This window comes from Paenarthrobacter sp. TYUT067 (assembly GCF_023656375.1).
Classification (GTDB): domain Bacteria; phylum Actinomycetota; class Actinomycetes; order Actinomycetales; family Micrococcaceae; genus Arthrobacter.
Map to the genome: position 1 here is coordinate 92,154 of NZ_JAMOIT010000002.1, position 14,638 is coordinate 106,791.

At 60.8% G+C, this 14,638-nt stretch carries 16 protein-coding genes, 1 other RNA gene and 1 riboswitch; of the genes, 12 read left to right on the top strand and 5 right to left on the bottom strand.

The genetic code is table 11. The features are described from left to right. The first annotated feature begins 80 nt into the window (after positions 1-80). The 11 genes from MOD31_RS01880 to MOD31_RS01930 all read left to right on the top strand — a co-directional run bounded on the left by MOD31_RS01880 (position 81) and on the right by MOD31_RS01930 (position 8,482). Entirely contained in the window at positions 81-320 is a 240-nt protein-coding gene (locus MOD31_RS01880; protein WP_166840153.1) for a hypothetical protein, read from the top strand. A gap of 8 nt (positions 321-328) precedes the next feature. After that, positions 329-754, top strand: a complete 426-nt coding sequence (locus tag MOD31_RS01885) for a TadE family protein (RefSeq protein WP_142938583.1) — start codon at positions 329-331, stop codon at positions 752-754. Between the two features lie 157 nt (positions 755-911). Beyond that, a complete protein-coding gene (locus MOD31_RS01890) occupies positions 912-1,301 on the top strand; it encodes a hypothetical protein (RefSeq protein WP_308196338.1) in 390 nt (129 codons plus the stop codon). Next, positions 1,298-1,753, top strand: coding sequence for a pilus assembly protein TadG-related protein (locus tag MOD31_RS01895; RefSeq protein WP_142938585.1), 456 nt, complete (start codon positions 1,298-1,300; stop codon positions 1,751-1,753). The genes MOD31_RS01890 and MOD31_RS01895 overlap by 4 nt, the downstream gene beginning before the upstream one ends. Before the next feature lie 92 nt (positions 1,754-1,845). Next, on the top strand, positions 1,846-2,964 hold the full coding sequence (prfB, locus tag MOD31_RS01900) for a peptide chain release factor 2 (protein ID WP_142938586.1): 1,119 nt from the start codon (positions 1,846-1,848) through the stop codon (positions 2,962-2,964). Positions 2,965-3,161: 197 nt separating this feature from the next. Further along, complete coding sequence (gene ftsE, locus MOD31_RS01905) at positions 3,162-3,926, top strand: cell division ATP-binding protein FtsE (protein ID WP_017198501.1); 765 nt, start codon at positions 3,162-3,164, stop codon at positions 3,924-3,926. After that, positions 3,923-4,837 carry a permease-like cell division protein FtsX gene (ftsX, locus tag MOD31_RS01910; protein WP_250819716.1) on the top strand — a complete coding sequence of 305 codons (915 nt, stop codon included), beginning with the start codon at positions 3,923-3,925 and terminating at the stop codon, positions 4,835-4,837. Before ftsE ends, ftsX begins: the two co-directional genes overlap by 4 nt. A 55-nt stretch (positions 4,838-4,892) precedes the next feature. Further along, the gene (locus MOD31_RS01915; RefSeq protein WP_166840155.1) at positions 4,893-6,308 is read left to right on the top strand and encodes a M23 family metallopeptidase; all 1,416 of its coding nucleotides are present in this window, start codon (positions 4,893-4,895) and stop codon (positions 6,306-6,308) included. A gap of 76 nt (positions 6,309-6,384) precedes the next feature. Continuing rightward, entirely contained in the window at positions 6,385-6,855 is a 471-nt protein-coding gene (gene smpB / locus MOD31_RS01920; RefSeq protein ID WP_017198498.1) for an SsrA-binding protein SmpB, read from the top strand. A gap of 98 nt (positions 6,856-6,953) precedes the next feature. Then, positions 6,954-7,322, top strand: a transfer-messenger RNA (tmRNA) gene (gene ssrA, locus MOD31_RS01925). Between the two features lie 173 nt (positions 7,323-7,495). Beyond that, positions 7,496-8,482, top strand: a complete 987-nt coding sequence (locus MOD31_RS01930) for a S1C family serine protease (protein ID WP_250819717.1) — start codon at positions 7,496-7,498, stop codon at positions 8,480-8,482. 23 nt (positions 8,483-8,505) lie between these two features. On the opposite strand, the gene MOD31_RS01935 is transcribed toward MOD31_RS01930, so the two are convergent. Beyond that, positions 8,506-8,835, bottom strand: a complete 330-nt coding sequence (locus MOD31_RS01935; RefSeq protein ID WP_142938663.1) for a hypothetical protein — start codon at positions 8,833-8,835, stop codon at positions 8,506-8,508. Positions 8,836-8,911: 76 nt separating this feature from the next. Here MOD31_RS01935 and MOD31_RS01940 point away from each other — a divergent pair, with 76 nt between their 5' ends. Then, entirely contained in the window at positions 8,912-10,366 is a 1,455-nt protein-coding gene (locus tag MOD31_RS01940) for an MFS transporter (protein ID WP_250819718.1), read from the top strand. Between the two features lie 50 nt (positions 10,367-10,416). Here MOD31_RS01940 and MOD31_RS01945 read toward each other — a convergent pair whose 3' ends face one another. The 4 genes from MOD31_RS01945 to hisN all read right to left on the bottom strand — a co-directional run bounded on the left by MOD31_RS01945 (position 10,417) and on the right by hisN (position 14,624). Then, complete coding sequence (locus MOD31_RS01945; RefSeq protein WP_142938590.1) at positions 10,417-11,130, bottom strand: metal-dependent transcriptional regulator; 714 nt, start codon at positions 11,128-11,130, stop codon at positions 10,417-10,419. Between the two features lie 9 nt (positions 11,131-11,139). Continuing rightward, a complete protein-coding gene (locus MOD31_RS01950) occupies positions 11,140-11,964 on the bottom strand; it encodes a class I SAM-dependent methyltransferase (protein WP_238703395.1) in 825 nt (274 codons plus the stop codon). Positions 11,965-12,084: 120 nt separating this feature from the next. After that, a complete protein-coding gene (locus MOD31_RS01955; protein ID WP_250819719.1) occupies positions 12,085-13,494 on the bottom strand; it encodes an aminotransferase class V-fold PLP-dependent enzyme in 1,410 nt (469 codons plus the stop codon). A 33-nt stretch (positions 13,495-13,527) separates the two neighbouring features. Then, positions 13,528-13,641, bottom strand: a riboswitch (SAM riboswitch). Positions 13,642-13,811: 170 nt separating this feature from the next. Further along, complete coding sequence (hisN, locus tag MOD31_RS01960; protein ID WP_142938593.1) at positions 13,812-14,624, bottom strand: histidinol-phosphatase; 813 nt, start codon at positions 14,622-14,624, stop codon at positions 13,812-13,814. Between the last annotated feature and the right edge of the window lie 14 nt (positions 14,625-14,638).

Below are 14,638 nucleotides of genomic sequence, written 5' to 3' on the forward strand. Positions count from 1 at the left end.
GCCACCTAGGTAGTCGCTTAACGCGCCACGCACTAAGACGCCACAACACGTCAACACTTCTCGAAACCTTAAGGAAAATCATGAAACAAAGTGCACGCAAACTGTCCGTACTTTCACTCCTGCTGCTCGGCTCCTCTTGGTTGTTCGGGCTGATCACACGCAGAGCGTTGCCGCTGCGGAGTGACCGCCAACGTGGTGACGTACCGGGCTGGGTGATGATCACCCTCATGTCCGCGATCCTCGTGGCAGGACTTCTTGCCATCGCCACGCCGGCGCTGAGCGACCTCTTCAATCAGGCAATGAGCAAGGTAGGCAAGTAGCGCGCGTGATGGAACGTGCTACATGGATCACCCACGACCGTGTTTCCGTAGGGCCAGCCGGAGCCGCAAAGGAGCGCGGATCCGCGGTGGTTGACTTCGTGTTGGTTGGTGCATTGCTGACTATGTTTTTTATGTCGATTGTTCAACTCATGCTGGTCCTGCATGTGCGGAACACACTCATTGATGCAGCGGCGTCGGGTGCGCGTTACGGGGCGTTGTCGGACCGCACTTTCATGGATGCCCGGGCCAGGACCGCTGAGTTGATCGGTGGCGCCTTGAACCACGATTTTGCCCGTGACGTCACGTCGACTGAAGTCAGTATTGATGGGATACGAACCTTGGAAGTTACGGTGAAGGCACCCTTGCCTGTTGTTGGCCTGATCGGTCCTGGTGGGATGTTGGAGGTCAAGGGACATGCGGATCTCCCGGGTTGACGCGCCAAAGGCTGTGCTGGCCGCTTGCCGGCAAAGGGTGCGCCAGGCCTTGTGCTCGCCGGCCAGATCGCCTGGCGGCGCGTCTGATGGCTCTGCGACTCCTGAACTTCAGAATCCTGGACTTCAGAATCCTGAACGTCAACGGGGAAGCGCCGTCGTGGAATTTACGTTCCTCGCGTTGTTGCTCATGGTTCCTGTGGTCTATTTCGTAGTAACCGTAGGTCAAGTCCAAGGCGGATCCTTTGCGGTGGTGGGTGCTGCGGATCAAGCAGCAAAAGTCTTCGTGACTCAATCGGACCCGGCCATGGCGAGGATTGCGGCGGAGCGTAGTGTGCTCCTTGCCCTCAAGGACTACGGTTATTCGCCCGAACTAGCGAGCGTGGCGATCGAGTGTGATCGTGCGGTTTGTTCGTCGGCGGGTACAACGGTGACTGTGACGGTAAGCCTGGACGTTTCGCTGCCTCTAATGCCGTTCGGGGACTCGCTGCAGTTGAAGGCAAGCCGACTCAGCGCATCAGCGTCGCAGGTTGTGGGGCGTTACCGGTGAGAGTGGTCTCGTCGAGGAGCGGGGCCTCGGAAGAAGGCCAAATAACGGTTCTCATTGTTGGCTTCGTCCTCTTGTCCCTTCTCCTCGCCTCGGTGGTGATGGCTGCTTCCACGGTCTATTTGGAACACAAGAAGCTGCTGTCCCTGGCTGACGGTGCCGCGCTCACGGCAGCGGATTCCTTCGTGGCGGGAGACGTCGGTGGAGCTAGTTTCCCCTCCCCCTCCTTGGTCGAAGCGAGAGTGCTGGCCGCAACGGAGTCGTACCTGAGAGCTGGTAATGCCGGATCCCGGCATGAAAACCTGGCTGTCGCGGAAGGTACCGGAAGTGAGCCTGGCGGGACTGCCGTAGTGGTCCTCACCGCCGTCGTGCGCCCTCCCGTGGTCAGTTTTCTTCTACCGGATGGGATTCTCATCGAGGCGAAAGCGACGGCCCGATCCCGACTGACCCAGTAATAATCCGCCGGGCGGGGAGCTATGGGTGCCCGCGGGCACGGGGTTAGGGGAGCCATCGGGGAGTGCAATGGATAGCGTACGCTGGGATGATCATGGCTGAAATTGATTTTCCCGCGGAAATCCGCGCACTTCGAGCAACGTACAGCTCCATTGAAAACGTCACCGATGTCGATGCCCTCAAGGCTGAGATCGCTGAGCTGAGCGAGCAGGCAGGGGCTCCGGACCTTTGGGACGATCCTGCTTCCGCCCAGGTCATCACCTCGCGTTTGTCGCACAGGCAGTCTGAAGTTGAGCGCCTGTCCAAGCTTGCGTCCCGTATTGACGACCTCGAAGTCCTTGTGGAACTCGGCCAGGACGAGGGCGACGAGGACTCCATGTCCGAAGCGGCCAAGGAACTTTCCTCCATCCGCAAAGCGCTGGCTGAGCTTGAAATTACTACGCTGCTGTCCGGAGAGTATGACGAACGCGAAGCCGTCGTCACCATCAGGGCCGGAGCCGGTGGCGTTGATGCAGCCGATTTCGCCGAGATGTTGATGAGGATGTACCTGCGTTGGGCTGAACGCCACGGCTATCCGACCACCGTCATGGATACGTCCTACGCTGAAGAAGCGGGCTTGAAATCCGCCACCTTCGAAGTGAAGGCCCCCTACGCCTTCGGCACCTTGAGCGTCGAGGCCGGTACGCACCGGTTGGTTCGCATCAGTCCCTTTGATAATCAGGGACGCCGTCAGACATCCTTCGCTGCGGTAGAAGTCATTCCCTTGATCGAGCAGACGGACTCGATCGAGATCCCGGATAACGAGATCCGTGTTGACGTCTTCCGCTCGTCGGGTCCGGGTGGGCAGTCCGTGAACACCACTGACTCCGCCGTGCGGCTGACACACATCCCTACGGGCATTGTGGTCTCTATGCAGAATGAGAAATCGCAGCTTCAAAACCGTGCGGCCGCCATGCGTGTGCTCCAGTCGCGATTGCTGCTGGTTAAGAAGGAACAACAGGACGCCGAAAAGAAAGCCCTGGCTGGAGACGTCAAGGCGTCCTGGGGCGATCAAATGCGCTCCTACGTCCTGAATCCCTACCAAATGGTCAAGGACCTGCGGACGGAACACGAAGTGGGCAACACCTCGGCCGTACTTGACGGCGACATTGATGACTTCATCGACGCCGGCATCCGCTGGCGTACCGGAAACCGAAACGCGGCAGCCAACTAGGAGTTGGGCTGCCTCATGTGAGCCACATGAACCACATGAGTCTTCGGATTCCGCGACACGCCTTTGAAAGCTGCGGAATTACAGTTGCCCCGTGCGTATAGTCGAGTGGCCGGTGCTCTCACTTCCCCCATCGAAAGCCCGCGCTCCGGCTGTTGGACTGGGCGGCTACGTCATGTCCGGCGGGGTTCTAAAGGGCCATGATCAGATTTGAGAATGTCACCAAGGTCTATGAGCAGAATGCCCGACCGGCGCTCGACTCTGTGAGCCTTGAGATCAACCGCGGCGAATTCACCTTCCTGGTGGGCGCTTCAGGCTCTGGCAAGTCCACCTTCCTTCGGCTGATCCTGAAGGAGGACAAAGCCTCGTCCGGCTCGGTGTATGTCGCGGGCCAGAACGTTGCCAACATTTCGAGTTGGCGTGTTCCAAAGCTTCGGCGCGGAATCGGTGTTGTCTTCCAGGACTTCAGGTTGCTCCCGCAGAAGAATGTGTTCGCGAATGTAGCTTTTGCGATGCAGGTGATAGGTAAGAGTCGCTCCATTATTCGGGAGACCGTGCCGGAGGTCTTGAAGACCGTTGGCCTGGAGGGCAAAGAACGCCGTATGCCCCATGAACTCTCCGGTGGCGAGCAGCAGCGCGTGGCGATTGCCCGCGCCGTCGTCAACCGTCCGGGCATTTTGCTGGCCGACGAACCGACCGGAAACCTCGACCCCATTACCTCAATGGGAATCATGGGCGTCCTGGACAAAATCAACCAGAACGGGACCACTGTGGTCATGGCAACCCACGACGACGACATCGTCAATGAAATGCGCCGCCGCGTGGTGGAACTTAAGAACGGCAAGGTTATTCGCGACGAAGCGAAGGCACTGTACACCTCGATGATTCCGGTGGTTGGCGAGTCGCGCCGGCTCAGGGATGCCAGCGGCGAGGAACTTAACCGTGCGCAGGGGGCACAGCTGTGAGGCTTTTGTTTATCCTGGGGGAAATCGGCAGTGGCCTGCGCCGGAATCTCTCCATGGTCATTTCCGTGGTCCTGGTGACTTTTGTGTCCCTGACGTTCGTCGGTGCGGCAGGAATGCTGCAGATGCAGATCAACCAGATGAAGGGCTTTTGGTACGACAAAGTCCAGGTTGCGGTGTTCCTCTGCAACGATGGCTCGACGGCGGTCGGTTGCGCTTCGGGTTCGGCCACCAAGGAGCAGCAGGCTAACCTGCAGGCGATGCTAGAATCCCCGGCAATAAAGCCGTATATCAACGATTTCCAGTTTGAGTCCCAAGCTGAGGCGTACAAGCATTTCAAGGAGCAGTTCTCCAATTCGCCCATTGTGGACTCCGTCTCTGAAGACCAGTTGCCGGCCTCCTTCCGCATCAACATGAAGAAACCTGAAAAGTACCAAATCATCAGCGAGACGTTTTCTTCGCAGCCCGGTGTTGAGACGGTCAGCGACCAACGGCAGGTGCTGGAACGCATCTTTTCCTGGATGAACGGGGCATCAGTTGCAGCCATCGGCGTGGCGGCGGTGATGATCTTCTGCGCGGTCCTGCTGATCACCACCACCATCCGGCTCTCGGCCTTCAGCCGACGGCGGGAGACGGGAATCATGCGGCTCGTGGGAGCATCAAAGATGGTGATCCAATTGCCGTTCATCCTTGAGGGTGTCATAGCGGCCGTGGTGGGGGCACTGCTGGCCTCCGTCACTCTCTGGCTGATGGCACATTTCTGGCTCAATGGTGATTTGTCGCGTCAGTTCCTGAATACTCCGTTCATCTCCTCCACCCAGGTCCTGGTGATCGCACCGGTCCTGATTGCACTTGGCGCCGGTTTGGCGGGTATATCTTCGCTGTTGACCCTTCGGCGTTACCTGAAGGTGTAACCGTGGATACCCGGAATGAAATAACTGCCATGCTGACAAGCGAAAAGGACTTCTGATGACCACGTTGGACCCGAACCCCCTGCGCCGGCGCTTTGCGTCAGGCCATGCTCGGTTTTTGGGGGCCGTCCTCGCTGTGGGCTTGGCAGTCAGTCTGCTATCGGGCGCGCCAACCGCAACAGCTGACAGCCTGGAAGACCAGCAAGCTGCCTTGGAAGCAGAATCTGCGCGGGTTCAAGCATCATTGGAGTTTGTTGATGCGAACATTGCAAAGGCTGCCGGTGATCTGGTGATCTACCAGGGCCGCCTTCCCGGAGCACAGCAGGCGCTGCTGGAGGCGCAGGGCAGGGTGGCCAGTGCGGTCAAGGAAGTCGAAGCTCTTGCCGCCAGGGTTGAACTTGCCCAGCAGAACAAGGCCAAGATTACTGAGCAGCTGGAGAGTGACAAGCAGAAAATCACCGACACCAAGAAGCTGATCGGTCAGATCGCCTCACAGGCGTACAAATCCGGTGGCGTCCCCACCAATATTGCACTGCTGTTCGGATCCAGTGAATCCGGCAGCCTGACAGAGTCCATGGACTTGGCTGATCAGGCCATGCGTAGCCAAAACGCGGCGATGACCAAACTCACCCAGCAGAACGCCACCAATGTGAACTCGCAGGCGAGGCTTGTTGCTGTTGAGGAAGAAATCCAGGACCTGAAGAGCAAGGCAGACGCCGCGCTGGAGCGCGAAAAGTCGGCAAGGGATGAAGCTGCGAGCAAAAAAGCTGAAGTCGACAAGCTGATTGAGGACACCACCCGCCTCAATGGGCAACTTCAAGCCGCGAAACCCGGCATTGAAGCCAACCTGGCCCGGGTAAAGGCAGAACAGAATACGATCGCCGCCGAAATCGTGGAGCGCGACCGGAAGCTGAGGGAAGCATGGGAAGCCGAACAACGGCGGATCGCGGAAGCAGCTGCGGCTGCCGCTGCTGCTGCGGCAGCCGCCCAAGGACGGCCTGCACCTCCAGAGCCGCCGTATTCTCCTCCGCCTGCCGGGTCGCCGTCGGCGTTTGGTCTCCGTCACCCCTTCGCCAGTGCTGTTCCCATCACCTCCGGATTTGGCTGGCGGGCGACACCACCGGGCACTATTGATTTCTATGGCACCGGCGGTTACATGCACACAGGGATCGACTTCGGAGCGGCATGCGGCACGCCCGTCTACGCAGCCGCTGCGGGCGAGGTCTTCAATTCTGGTTGGAACTCTGCCGATGGCGGCGGATGGCGCGTGAAGATCTCCCATGGTGTGGTGCAAGGCAACTCTTTGACCACCATCTACTACCACAACAGCAGCATTGTGGTGGCGAATGGTCAGCAGGTTTCGGCGGGGCAACTCATTGCCTATTCGGGCAGCACGGGTAACTCGACGGGTTGCCACGCGCACTTCGAAACCTGGCTCAACGGTGCCGCAGTGGATCCCATGACTCTCCTCTAACGTCCGCCTGGCGCGCGGTGGCACCGCAGCGCTGGCGTACACTAGTTGAAATCCGCATCTAACAAGGAGTTCTACCGTGCCCAAGGAAAGTGGCCGTAAGGTAGTGGCCACCAATCGAAAGGCCCGGCACAACTACCATGTCCTGGATACCTATGAGGCAGGTATTGCCCTCATGGGAACAGAGGTGAAGTCCCTCCGTGAGGGCCATGCCTCCATGGTTGATGGCTTTTGCACCTTCTACAATGACGAATTGTGGATGGAGGGTATCCATATCCCGGAGTATCACCAGGGGAGCTGGACCAACCATGCCGCCCGCCGGCGTCGTAAGCTTTTGCTGCACCGCGATGAACTGGACAAGATTTCGCAGAAGATTCGTGAGTCCGGATTCACTGTTGTGCCTCTCCAGCTCTACTTCCTGGACGGCCGGGCCAAGGTGGAGATCGCGATTGCCCGCGGTAAGAAGGACTATGACAAGCGTCAGACCCTTCGCGAGCAGCAGGACAAGCGTGAATCACTGCGTGAGTTGCGCGAGCGCAACCGCCGCTAAGTGGCATGTGTCCGGGGAATGATCCACTGCATGAATGCGTTATGATAAGTAGTCCGACGAGAGTTCAAAGACTCTTGGCGGGATTGGTAACAAAATACGGGGATGATCGGTTTCGACGATGTTAGTCGCGACAGGTGAAGCGGGCCGAGGATGCAGAATTATCTCGTAAACGCTGTCTGCAAACCAATAAGTGCCGAATCTAAGCGCACTGACTTCGCTCTCGCTGCCTAAGCAGTAAGACAGTCCGTCAGCCCGGGGTTGCTATCGCCCCGGTTCCTGGCGTCATTTAGATAGCCACTGCTGTTTGCCTTCGTCATTGAGGTAAACGGGACTCTTAGATGACTGGGCCCGGATCAGCTACCTGTTCGCAGGATGGCTGGGGCCGAGAAAATCCGACGCGAACTGCGCCCGGAGAAGCCCTGACAAAACGACATCGGACGGGGGTTCAATTCCCCCCATCTCCACCCCTGAAAGCCCTCGGATCCTCGTGATCCGGGGGCTTTCTTTTTGCCGTCTGCAGGGTGCGTTCACCTACGGCGTAGCGCGTTCAGGACTACCGGCACCTGCTTGGCCGTTGTACTGGTTGGGCGCTTCGCCGAAGGATCGCGGTTAAGCGTGGCAGGGCGTTGGCAGGAGGCACATGATGAGCACAAATGCAGCATTTGAAGAGCAAGCCGCGGACGACCATGAAGCCTTGGACGCGTACTCCCGGATCGTCATAAGCGTTGCTGAATCTGTGACACCCCACGTTGCCGCGATCGAGATGACAAGTACTGACCGCCGCGGCCGGGTCCGTGGGGGAAGTGGTTCAGCTGTGGTTTTTACCGCCGACGGATACATGCTGACCAACGCCCACGTGGTGGCGGGCATCCAGTCCGGCCGGGCTGTGTTCGCTGATGGCAAGCACACTGACGTGGAGCTTGTGGGAGCAGATCCACTCTCGGACCTCGCAGTGGTCCGTGGCCTGAAGTCCACCCCGCCGCCGGCATTGCTGGGCAATGCCGACACGTTGCAGGTAGGCCAATTGGTGATTGCCGTGGGCAATCCGCTGGGCCTGGCCGGTTCGGTGACCGCTGGCGTAGTGAGCGGCTTGGGGCGGTCCATTCCCGTGAGGGCAGGCGAGCATAGGCGTGTGATCGAGGATGTCATCCAAACTGGCGCCGCCCTGAATCCGGGAAACTCCGGAGGTGCACTGGCCGACACAAGGGGGCGAATCGTGGGCATCAACACCGCCGTTGCCGGCCTCGGGCTCGGGCTGGCAGTACCAATCAACACCACGACGCAACGGATCATCGCGTCGCTGCTGAGGGACGGCCGCGTTCGCCGCGCATACCTGGGCCTGGTCAGCACGCCGATACCCCTCGATGCGAGTGCGGTGGTTAGGACCGGCCAGAAGGAGGGTCTGCGGGTGGTGGAGGTCATTCCGGGCTCGCCCGCGGAGTTGTCCGGACTCCAAGCAGGGGATGTGGTGTTGCGCGCGCAGGACCGAGCGGTTTCCAGCGCTGAAAGCCTGCAGAAATTGCTGTTTGCCGAGGCTATCGGCGAAACTTTCCCGTTGACGGTGCTCCGCGATGGCAAGGCCCTCCAGCTCACTGCCGTGCCATCCGAAATGAGTCAGCCGGCCTAGGAGTTCCCGGCTAGGCTCCCTGTTTAGCCTTGGTCCTTGCGGACGTCCACTACACCGACGAATCGGCTTCCGACGCCTTCATATTCGCTGCGTACGTCACCGAGGAAGAGTTCGGGCAGTTCGCTGTTCCGGTGGGTGCCACAGAAGACGAAGGAGAAATCGGGCCACCATTTCTTGGGGCGAACGGCCTCGGTGTAGCCGCACACAGCGCAGGTCAGATGGACCCACACGGGTCGCTTGCCGGTTCGGTTGGCTCGGGACTGTACCAACCACGCTGGGGGGTTGTCCTGCATGTCCCTGAGGTCGGCCTCCGAGAGGCGGGACGGAATACCGTGGCGTTGGGCCATTTCCATCGAAATATCAAGGGCCAAGGCGGCATCACGTCTGCTAATCACCATTCAACGATACGGGACTTCCCCGGCGTAGGCTGTGCACATGACTGACGCAGCGGCCCTCCTGCCGAGAACTCCGCTCCAAAAGCGCGTACTTGTGGTGGCAATTGTGGCTTCGTTCATCGCCATCCTTGATGGATTTGTGGTGAATCTCGCACTCCCGGCCATCGGGCGTGAACTGGGTGGTGGGCTGGTCATCCAGCAATGGGTGGTGGACGCTTACCTGCTCACCCTGGGGGCGTTGATCCTGGTTGCCGGCTCACTGTCCGACCATTTCGGCAGGGCAAGGATTCTCGAATGGGGCCTCGCTGGTTTCGCGGTCACCTCTGTGATGTGTGGTCTGGCATGGACCGGTGAAGTGCTGGTGGTGTCCCGTGCGTTGCAGGGGATCGCCGGCGCGCTCCTGGTTCCGAGTTCGCTTGCCATGATCATCTCGTCGTTCTCCGGCCCGGCGCAGTCGAAGGCCATTGGGCAGTGGTCCGGGTGGACCAGTGCCGCGGCCATTGTGGGTCCGCTGATCGGCGGAATGGCCGTGGACCTTTTGTCTTGGCGGGTCATCTTCTTCATCAATGTCATCCCGGCCGTTGCCATCTGGCCTTTGCTTGCGGGTTTGCGCGCCTCCGACGCCGCAAGGGACAAGAGCAAGAGCATCGACTACTTGGGAGCATTCCTGGCCATGGTCGGCTTGGGTGGGCCGGTGTATGCGTTCATCGAACAGGGGAGGATGGGGTGGGGGAGCCCGCAAGTGTGGATTCCGCTTATGGTGGGAATTGCGGCAATGGTTCTGTTTCTCCTCCACGAGGCCCGGACTGCTCAGCCCATGTTGCCGCTGAGGCTCTTCACTATCGGCAACTTTGCCTGGGGTAACCTCGCTACCTTGGCCATTTACGCCGCGATCTCCCTGGGTTTCTTTGTGTTGGGCATTTACCTGCAGCAGGTGGGTGGCATGGGAGCCACTATGGCGGGCTTGGCGCTGCTACCAGGGACGGTCATCCTGATGCTGGGTGCGTCCTACTTTGGTGGGCTTGCCGGTAAGTACGGCCCACGATGGTTCATGACGATCGGACCGATTCTGTGTGGTGGGGGTTTCCTGATGTCGTTGACTATTCAGGACCCCCTCAACTACTGGACGCAGGTGCTGCCGGGCCAGGTGGTCTTTGGTCTCGGGCTGGCTACCTTGGTGGCGCCGCTGACGGCTGCAATCCTTGGCGCCGTCCCGTCTGAGGAGGCTGGGATTGGTTCGGCGGTGAACAACGCCGTGGCGCGTATTGCGGGTCTGATCTCCATCGCTTTCGCCGGGGTCATTGTGGGTCCGGCCTTTACCCGGGAAGGCCTGTATAACGCTTTGCTGGTGACGGCGGGCCTGTTCCTGTTCGGGGCGGTGGTTTCCGCCGTCGGAATCCGCAACCCTGCGCAAGACGCCGCAACTGCCGCTGTCAGCGAACCTGGTACAGCGTCCGACGACGGCGGGCCGGGCGGGCAGGTCAACTGACCTCGGGCGCGCACGGGCTCAGACGCGAACGGGATCAGGCGCGAACGGACTCAGCGGGCGGGAAGAACGCAGCCTTCGTGCGTCTCGGAGCTCTGGACCCACAGAGCTGACGTGATTTCATCCGCGAGATCGAATTCCCGGCCACGGGAGCCGCTGCCGATGCGCACTACCAAAGCTCCGCCAAAGGGTTTACGCCCCACCACTTCCACCGGTGCGTCCAGGGAGATCTCCTCCGAGGCAAGGTAGCGCAGGAGGTCCGGATTTTCGTCGCTGATTCGTGTGATGCGACCCGAGTGGCCCTGATCCAACTCGATCATTCGGTAGGCGTGCGGCAGCTCAACCGATCCATCGGCCGAAGGTATCGGGTCCCCGTGCGGGTCCCGGACAGGATGGCCAAGCTTGGCGGACATGCGTTCGATGAAGGTATCGGACACCGCATGTTCCAACATCTCGGCTTCGTCGTGGACTTCGTCCCAGCTGTATCCGAGTTCCTCAACAAGGTACGTCTCAATGAGCCGGTGCCGGCGCACCATGGAGAGGGCGAGCCGCATGCCTTCAGGGGTCAGTCTGATGGCGCTATAGGGCTGGTGATCAACCAAACCCTGGTCCTTGAGTTTGCGCACCATCTCCGACACTGAGGAATTTGCCACCCCGAGGCGCAGGGCGAGCTGGGATGACGTAATCGGCTTGTCCTGCCACTCCGTGTAGGAGTAGATGACCTTGACGTAGTCCTCAATCGAGGAGGAGGGCGTACTGGTCTTCACACCCCAAGCCTACCGTGGCGCCGGACCCTGAATCTTGAACGCCCGCCAGGTTTGCGTCATGTAGGGCAACCCGATGGTTTCACCTGGGGCATGACCGAGGTGGTCATGGAGGTACCACTCCAGGTTGTGCATGACCTTAGCCCGGGTGGCGTCGTTGGCTCGGAGATAGTAGCTGCGGGATTTGGTGAGTTCCATGATGTCCTCAGGAGTCAGGGCATCCTCCCACTGGGTCAGGTGGCTTTCCAAACCGCCAAACTCCGGGCCAATGACTGGCCGGAAGCCGGGCTTGTGGACATCGCCTGCATGCATGATGCGGGAAAGGCGGTGTACCCAGGGAATGGACGTGTCCAACTGATTCCAGATCAGCCCCAGGACTCCGTGGGGACGCAGGATCCGGGAGATCTCGGTGCTCGCTGCCATGGGCTCACACCAGTGCCAGGCTTGGGCAACGCTGACGACGTCGAATGCTGAGTCCGTCAGTCCAGTTGCCTCTGCCGTTCCCTCCAGCGCGTTGACGAGGGGGTAGCTTTTTCGCAGTTGCTCCAGCATGTCCGTGGAAGGATCGACGGCGGTGACCGCCAGTCCGCGCTGGATAAGGAGTGCCGTGAATTTTCCTGTGCCTGCGCCGAGGTCGGCCGCCGACCTTGCCCCGGGAGGAACGAGCCAATCCAGGGAGTCCCGTGGGTAGCCAGGACGCACACGGTCATAGTGTTCTCCGCCGTCCTGGAAGCTCTGGCCGAGTTCGCGCCGACGGGCAGCGTGGAGCTTGGGACCTCGCGGTCCAGCGGGTCCGGGAATGCCGGCCGCACTGTTTGCGGCGCCCGGGGAACGCAGGGACACGCAGAACTCCTTCACAGGATGGCCAGTAGGTACCCTACGAATTTACCGCAGCGGCCGTTACGCCTGGTCCACAGTGTGCCTGGTCCACAGTGTTTCTAGTCGACTGTGTGTTTTCTAGTCGACTGTGCAGGGAGCTGCTCCCGCAGTGCCCGGAGTGTTGGGCGCCCATTCGGGGTAGGTGCGGTGGTCATTGGCGGGAACCCATCGGCCCTCGTCCACCACGTAGTCCCAACCCAATCCGTCGCGCTTGAGCCCTTGGATGCCTGCGAGCAGCCTGGAAGCGTCCTCCAACCGGGAGCCGACGCCGAAGCTGGCACGCAGAGAGCCTGAGGGGAGCCCCAGGCGCTTGAGGAGCGGGTGGGCGCAGAAGCGGCCATCCCGCAGGCCCACTCCGTGCTCTGCTGCCAGGTAGGCGGCCACCAATCCGGCGTCGAATCCTTCGACGGAGAAATTGACCACACCGATGGTGTCCAAGGAGTCTGTAAAGATCTTGTGCACGGTCACGCCGTCGATGGCTTCCAGGCCTTCCACCAAGTAGGAGCGGATGGCGGTTTCATGGGCGTGCCACTCGTCCTGGTCCAACCCGGCCAGCACCTGGGTGGCACGGGCGAGGGTTGCGGCACCCAGAACATTGGGCGAGCCGCCCTCGTGCCGCGCAGGGCCTGCCGCCCAGCTAACGGAGTCCAATCGGGCTTCACGGACCGCGCCGCCACCGGCCAGGTGCGGAGTGCCGGCGTCGAGCCAGTCGGGACGGCCCACCACAACGCCGGCGCCGAAGGGGGCGTAGAGCTTGTGTCCGGAGAAGACCACGTAGTCCACGTCTGCCTCGGTGATGTTGATCCGACGGTGCGGTGCGAGTTGGGCGGCATCCACCACAATCCGTGCACCGTACTGGTGGGCCAGGGAAGCAAGCTCTGCGATGGGTAGGATCTCACCGGTGACGTTGGAGGCTCCGGTCACCGCAAGCAGGCTGACACCGCCTTGGGCCAGCTCCCCGCGGAGTTTGTCCAGGGTCTCGGCCAAGGTTGGTGCCGCTACGACGCTGCGGTGCGGGACACCCTGCCACGGAAGCAGGTTGGCGTGGTGTTCGATATCCAGGTAGAGGACCTCACCTGCGGGCTTGCCGTCAATCAGCGGAAGGCAGCCGGCCAGCAGGTTCAAGGAGTCCGTGGTGTTCCGGGTGAAGATGACAGAATCATCTGCCCGCCCGCCAACGAATCCGCGGACGATGTTCCGTGAATTTTCGTACACCGAGGTGCTGATCTGGGAGGCGTAGCCCGCGCCGCGGTGGACACTCGCATAGTAGGGAAGGACTTCGTTGAGGTACGCCGAGACGATGGTCAACGCCGGAGCCGATGCCCCGTAGTCGAGGTTTGCGTAGCGAACGTGTCCGCCCTGAATCAGGGGCGCTTGCAACTCGGCGCCGGTAACAGCTGCCAGCGGCCGTGCAGCGGCGGCTGTCTCTGCTGTGGTTTCTGCGGCGAAGGACGGAATGATGTTTGAGTCGAACGTGACAGTGCTCATAGGACCTCACTCAAGAGGGACCCCCCCACAGGGAATCCGCGCTTGCCGCATCCGTTCCGGACCGGCCGGGTCGTCACCCGGGGCACCCCACCGCGAATGGAGGGTTGCCGGCCAGCAAACCGGGGTTTAGCGCTGGCACTCGTGACCTGTAAAAAGGCTAAAGCACGTCCGGGGGCCCTTCCAAAGCCGCTGCCGATTGTTAAGCCCTTTGTTACGTCGGAGCCATAATGCGCGTTTTGTCGAATAAAAAACGGCGGAGACCCCCAAAAGGGGGCTGCCGCCGTCGAATATTCCGTTCCTGCTGGTTTGCAGGAGGACTAGAGAAGATCGTCCAAGCCGGGGTTGAGCCGCTTGAGGACCTCGGAGTGAAGGATCGAGTTGGTGGCCAGTGCATTGCCGCCGAAGGGACCGTCTTCGCCTTCCAGGGAGGTGAAACGTCCACCGGCCTCAGTGACGATGGGCACGAGTGCTGCCATGTCATAAAGGTTCAGCTCGGGCTCGCAGGCGATGTCCACTGCGCCCTCGGCCACGAGACAGTACGACCAGAAGTCACCATAGGCGCGCGTGCGCCAAACATCTTCGGTGAGGTCCAGGAATTCGTCAAGATTGCCGCGTTCCTTCCAGCCCGAGAGGCTGGAGTAGGACATGGAGGCGTCCGCCAAACTGGAGACGTTGGAAACTTTGAGGCGCGTGGCCGAGGCGAGGGACCGGCCCATGTAGGCGCCCATGTCCTTGGCGGCCCACCAGCGTTTCCCCAATGCCGGGGCGCTCACAACGCCCACCACAGGTTCGCCGTCGTCCACGAGGGCAATCAACGTTGCCCACACCGGAACACCCCGGACGAAGTTCTTGGTTCCGTCGATGGGGTCGATGATCCAACGGCGCGAGCCGTGGCCGCTGCTGCCGAACTCCTCGCCCAGGACCGCATCACGTGGGCGCGAGCGGGACAGCTGGCCGCGGATAGCTTCCTCAGCGGCCTTGTCAGCGTCAGTGACCGGCGTGAGGTCGGGCTTGGTTTCGATCTTGAGGTCCAGTGCCTTGAAGCGATCCATGGTCTGGGCATCGACTGAATCAGCGAGGACGTGGGCCAGGCGCAGGTCATCGTTGTACGTGGAAACGGGATGGGTCATGCCACCAAACTATC